The following is a 5,641-nucleotide window of genomic DNA, read 5'->3' as shown; positions in this document are numbered from 1 at the left end:
AGTCGAGGTATGGAAAACGCAGGAATACTTTGTGTATTTCAAGTTTTTCATACCGATGGATTGACGAAAAAGATCCGGCATCCGCCGCAGATGATTGATTCAGAGTTTCCGTAAAAAATCACGACCTGCACACCGGCTCGTCGAAGGTGATGACGGTATAATATTTCCGGTCCTCCTGCTGCACGCGCGCGTCAATGCGGTGCTTGAGCTCCGCCTGCTTCCCGACGAGGGAATACGGGATGACAAGGTCGAAGATCAGGTTCGTGTGCTGCGCGCCGCGCACCATGCGGAAGTCGTGCAGCGTCAGCTCCGGGTCAATGGCGCGGATCGTTTCCTGCACAAAGGTGCGCATGTGGTTGAGCTCAGCGTCGTCCGTCACGATGGGATCGTAGTGAATGACAAGGTGCACCCGCAGCTCCCGCAGGGCGTCGCGCTCGATATCGTCGAGGACGTCGTGGCACAGCAGCGGGTCCTCGCGGCTGTCCATCTCGGCATGCACGCTGGCGAAGCACTGGCCGGGACCGTAATCGTGCACCATGAGATCATGGATGCCGAGGACCTTCTCATGCGACAGGATGAGCCGGGAGATGGACTGCACCAGCTCCTCGCTCGCAGGCTCGCCAAGCAGCGGGCTGATGGTATCCTTCGCCGCGGACCAGCCGGACCAGAGGATGAACAGCGCCACAAGCAGGCCGATCCAGCCATCCACCTGCCAGTGTAGCACATGGCCGAGCACGCAGCCGATGAGCACGGCCGCCGTAGTGATCACATCATTACGGCTGTCCTGCGCCGTGGCGCGCAGGGCGGTCGAGCCGATGCGGCGGCTCAGTCCGCCGCAGAACAGCGCCATCCACAGCTTCACAAGAATGGAAGCGCCGAGGACGGCAAAGCTCAGAGCCGAAAACGCCACCGGCTCGGGGTGCAGGATCTTTTCGAAGGACGAGCGCGCCAGCTCCGCGCCGACAAGCAAAATCAGCACAGAGACGAACAAGCCGGAAAGATACTCCATGCGCGCATGGCCGAACGGATGCTCCTCATCCGCAGGCCGCTCCGCCAGGCGGAAGCCCAGCAGCGTCACGAGCGAGGAAGCGGCGTCCGAGAGATTGTTCAGGCCGTCTGCCGTAATGGACACCGCGCCGGACAGCGTGCCCGCCAGCAGCTTGCCCGCCGACAGCAGCACATTGCACACGATGCCGACGATCCCGGCCAGCTTTCCGTAGCGGGTGCGCACGGCGGGATCCTCCGTGTTCCGGTAGTCCTTGACAAACAGGCGCAGCAGCAATTGCGTCAAATCCATCGCTCTCCTTTCAGGCCATGCCGTTATCTGTTTATTATACGGAACTTTGTGGAAAAAGTATATCTTTTTTTGCAGAAACCTTGCAATTCTTCGGATCTATGATACGATATGATTTTAAGGAAGAGGGAGGAGCGGAGAAATGGAAAAACAGGATGCATTCACGCAGGCGCTTCTGCGCGCCATGGACGCCGCCGAGCAGGAGGCGGGCGTCCGCCAGCCGCGGCTGCGCCGGGCCGTGGAGCAGTACGGCGGCATTTCCGCCGTGCAGGAGCTCTGCCGCCGCGGGCAGGTCTCGGACGGCTTCGACCGGCTGGCCGAGCTTGGAAGGCTCGCCCTGTCGGCAGAGGCGCTGGCCGTTTCGGCAAAATTCAACGCCTGCTTTACGGACGACGAGGTCAATCACTGCTTTGCGCAGCTCTGCGCTGCCAATTACTTTGGAAAGGCCCGCTTTTAACGACAGATCAAAAAAACCGATGGATCGGCGGAAAATACCCGGCATCCGCCGCAGAGGATCCCGTCAGAGTTTCCCAAAAAGGAAAGGAAGAATATGAAGCAGATATTACGCTATCTGAAGCCCTATCTGGGCAAGCTGCTCGCCGCAACGGTGCTTATTGCGCTGTCGACGCTGTGTGATCTGCTGCTGCCGACGTGGATGTCCGCCATTCTGAACGGCGGCATCGCCGCGCGCGATTTTCCGGCCATTGCCGTGCGCTGCCTGCAGATGCTGGCCATCGCCGCCGTCAGCCTCGCCAGCATCCTCGGCGGAACGCGGCTGTCGACCGAGGTCGTCGCCTGCTTCTGTGCCGATCTGCGCGCGGACGTGTTCCGCAAGGTTAACACGCTCTCGTTTGAGGAATTCGGCTCGCTCGGCACGGCCGCGCTCGTCACGCGCGCCACGCACGATGTCGACACCGTGTCGTGGGTCGCCTCCATGCTCTCCGGCACGGTCGCAACGATCCCGATGCTGTTCCTCGGCGGCGTGGTGCTGGCCATGCGCAAGGACGTCGTGCTCTCGCTCGTGCTGCTGGCCTTTGTCCCGCTGCTGACGCTCATCGTCGTGCTGCTGGGCAAGCGCGTGCTGCCGCTGTGGGGCAAGTCCGACGACTACATCGACGTGCAGAACGCCCTGCTGCGCGAGCGCCTGCGCGGCATCCGCGTCATCCGCGCGTTCAACACGGAAAAGCGCGAGCACGGCCGCATTGCGGACGCCACGCATATCATGGCGGAGAACATCATCCGCGCCAACGTGTCCATGGGCCTGCTCACGCCGCTTGCCACGCTGTTTTTGAACATCTCCGCCCTGCTCATCATCTATCTCGGCGGCTGGCGCATGGTCCACGGCGTCAGCGGCGTGAGCGCGGGCGACATTTTCGCCATCATCCAGTATGTCACCATGGTCATGAACGGCGTTATCATGGCCTCGTTCGCCATCATCATGTATCCGCGCGCACAGGTCGCCGCCGGGCGCATCCATCAGGTGCTCGGCGCGGAGGGCATGGGCGATCCCATGGCCGGCGAAACGGCTGAGCTGCACGGCGAGATCGAGCTGCAGGATGTCAGCTTCTCCTACGGCGGCTCCGCGGACGCCATCAGCCACATTTCCCTGCACATTCTGCCGGGGCAGCGCATCTCCGTCATCGGCGGCACCGGCAGCGGCAAGAGCACGCTGATGCACCTGCTGCTCGGCTTCCGCGCGCCGACGCAGGGGCGCATCCTCTTTGACGGGCGCGATGCCGCCGGGCTCAGCAAGCACACCCTGCGCCGCGGCATCAGCAGCGTCCTGCAGGGCGCGGCCATCTACTCCGGCACCATCGGTGAGAACATCCGCATGGGCGACCCCGATGCGGATGATGCCGCCGTCACGGAGGCTGCACGCATCGCCCAGCTTTCGGACTTCATCGCCTCGTGCGAGGGCGGCCTGTCCTACGAGATCCGGCAGGCGGGCAAAAACCTCTCCGGTGGCCAGAAGCAGCGCCTTGCCATCGCGCGTGCCATCATCAAGGACGCGCCCATCTACATCTTTGATGACAGCTTCTCCGCGCTGGACTTCCTGACGGAGAAAAACCTGCGCACTGCCCTGAACCGGCGCATCGCCGGGCGCACGCAGATCGTCGTGACGCAGCGCATCACCTCCGCCATGAGCGCAGACTGCATCTTCGTCATGGACGGCGGCTGCCTCGTCGACAGCGGCACACACAACGAGCTGCTGGCGCGCTGCCGCATCTACCGTGAGATCTATGCCTCGCAGACGGGAGGTGACCTCCAGTGAAACAGCCGAAAAAGGAACATATCATCCGCCGCCTGCTCTGGGAGGCCCGCCCGATCTGGAAGTGGCTCCTGCTCGCCGCGCTGCTGTGCATCGGCGTAATCATCTGCGGCGTGCTCGGCCCGAAGCTGCTCGGCGGCCTCATCGACCGGCTGTATGCCTGGTGGGACGGCTCCGACCGCAGCGACCTGCTGGCCGGTCTCCTGCGCCCCATGGGCTGGCTCGCGCTGGTCTACCTCGGCTATAGCCTGTTCAGCTATGTCAAGATGCAGCTGCTCAACCGGGTCGTCAGCCGCTACTTCACCTGCGAGCTGCGCATCCGCATCTCGGATAAAATCCGCCGCCTGCCCGTGAGCTATGTGGATCAGACGCCCGTCGGCGACATTCTCTCGCGCATGATGGACGACGTGTCCACCATGGGAAACTACGTTCACCAGATCATCGACACGCTCATGACCGGCTTTTTCATGATCCTTGCCATCGCCGTCATGATGCTGCTGGAGGACTGGCGGCTGGCTGCCATTGTCCTTGTGCTCACCCCGGCCTCCATCCTGCTGTCGACGCTCCTGTCCTCCCGCAGTGAAAAGCACTTCTACAGCATGTTCACGGAGTCCGGCAACCTCAACGCCGTGACGGAGGAGGCCTTTACGAACTTTGCCACGACAAAAGCCTATAACCTCGAGGATTACACGGAGCAGCGCCATGCCGAGCTGAACGAGCGCCGCCGCAAGGCCGAGACACGGGCCAATTTCACCTCGTCCATCGTCCGGCCGCTCATCGCCTTCACGAATGCGCTGGCCTACATCGCCATCTGCCTGTTCGGCGGCTGGCTCATCGTCCGCAATGAGAGTGTGTCCGTCGGCATCGTCGTGACGATCCTGCTGTATGCCAAGCAGTTCTCCGGCCCGCTGGAGCAGATCGCAGGCGGCCTCGGCGACCTGCAGCACGCCAAGGCGGCCGCCCGCCGCGTGTTCAAGCTGCTCGACCTGCCGGAAGAGCCGCAGGCGGACGGCGCGCTCCCCGCCCCCGCGAAGGGCGACGTCCGCTTCGAGCACGTCTCGTTCTCCTATGACCCGGCCGTGCCGCTCATTGAAGACCTGAACCTTGCCGTCCGCCCCGGCCAGAACGTCGCCATCGTCGGCCCGACCGGCGCAGGCAAGACGACGATCGTCAATCTGCTCATGCGCTTCTATGACCTGAATGCCGGGCACATCCTGCTCGACGGCACCGACTGCGCCTCGCTGTCGCGCGAGGAGGTCCGCAGCCAGTTCGCCATGGTGCTGCAGGACACCTGGCTGTTCCGCGGAACGATTGCGGAAAACGTCTCCTACGGCACGCCGGGGGCCACGCGCGAGCAGATCGTCGAGGCCTGCGACCGCGCGTACTGTGACCACTTCATCCGCACGCTGCCGCAGGGCTATGACACCGTTGTCGGCGACGACATGACGAACCTCTCCGGCGGTCAGAAGCAGCTGCTGACCATTGCCCGCGCCATGCTGGCAAACCGCCGCCTGCTCATTCTGGACGAGGCGACGTCCAACGTCGACACACGCACGGAAATTTTGCTGCAGAAGGCCATGGACCGCCTGATGAAGGGCCGTACCTGCTTTGTTATCGCCCATCGCCTGTCCACCATCGTCGACTCCGACCTCATCCTTGTGCTCGACCACGGCCATATCGTCGAGCAGGGCACGCACACGGAGCTGCTGGCCCGCCGCGGCTTCTATTACCAGCTCTATACGAGCCAGTACGCCATTTGAGTTCAAACGCAAAAAAGGATCCCCGAGACCGCCCGGCCTCGGGGATTTTTATGACTGTCGTTCAACAAACGGCGCTCCCTGAGCGCCTTGCAGGCTTGCAAGTTATAGGGTGACATCGCCGACCGCACAATGCCCCCAAATTTGTCATTCCGAGGAGCGAAGCGACGTGGGAATCTCGCAGCACCCGGTCGGATAACAGGGTACTCCCGGCAAAAACGTAACCGGTTGCGTGAGATTGCCACGTCGGCCTGCGGTGGCCGCCGTCGATGAGCGTGACCTCACACTCCGGGCAGACCTCACGGAACAGGGCAGCCGTCT

4 protein-coding genes are annotated in these 5,641 nt (G+C 62.8%); 3 read left to right on the top strand and 1 reads right to left on the bottom strand.

All coding sequences use genetic code 11. The annotated features are described in order from the left end of the window. Positions 1–118: 118 nt before the first annotated feature. Entirely contained in the window at positions 119–1,291 is a 1,173-nt protein-coding gene (locus WMO66_RS06235; RefSeq protein WP_349135532.1) for a cation diffusion facilitator family transporter, read from the bottom strand. Positions 1,292–1,436: 145 nt separating this feature from the next. Here WMO66_RS06235 and WMO66_RS06230 point away from each other — a divergent pair, with 145 nt between their 5' ends. From WMO66_RS06230 to WMO66_RS06220, 3 genes are all read left to right on the top strand, one after another. After that, complete coding sequence (locus WMO66_RS06230) at positions 1,437–1,751, top strand: hypothetical protein (protein ID WP_349135531.1); 315 nt, start codon at positions 1,437–1,439, stop codon at positions 1,749–1,751. A 93-nt stretch (positions 1,752–1,844) separates the two neighbouring features. Next, on the top strand, positions 1,845–3,566 hold the full coding sequence (locus WMO66_RS06225) for an ABC transporter ATP-binding protein (protein WP_349135529.1): 1,722 nt from the start codon (positions 1,845–1,847) through the stop codon (positions 3,564–3,566). After that, a complete protein-coding gene (locus tag WMO66_RS06220; protein WP_349135527.1) occupies positions 3,563–5,323 on the top strand; it encodes an ABC transporter ATP-binding protein in 1,761 nt (586 codons plus the stop codon). Before WMO66_RS06225 ends, WMO66_RS06220 begins: the two co-directional genes overlap by 4 nt. Positions 5,324–5,641 lie beyond the last annotated feature (318 nt).

The organism is Faecousia intestinalis (assembly GCF_040096185.1).
GTDB lineage: Bacteria > Bacillota > Clostridia > Oscillospirales > Oscillospiraceae > JAZOXB01.
This window is presented reverse-complemented; position numbering and strand designations above follow the sequence as displayed.

What these genes read in the sequence shown, in the direction of transcription:
- WMO66_RS06230 (WP_349135531.1), top strand. Translation starts at nt 1,437, where the DNA reads ATGGAAAAACAGGATGCATTCACGCAGGCGCTTCTGCGCGCCATGGAC.
- WMO66_RS06225 (WP_349135529.1), top strand. Translation starts at nt 1,845, where the DNA reads ATGAAGCAGATATTACGCTATCTGAAGCCCTATCTGGGCAAGCTGCTC.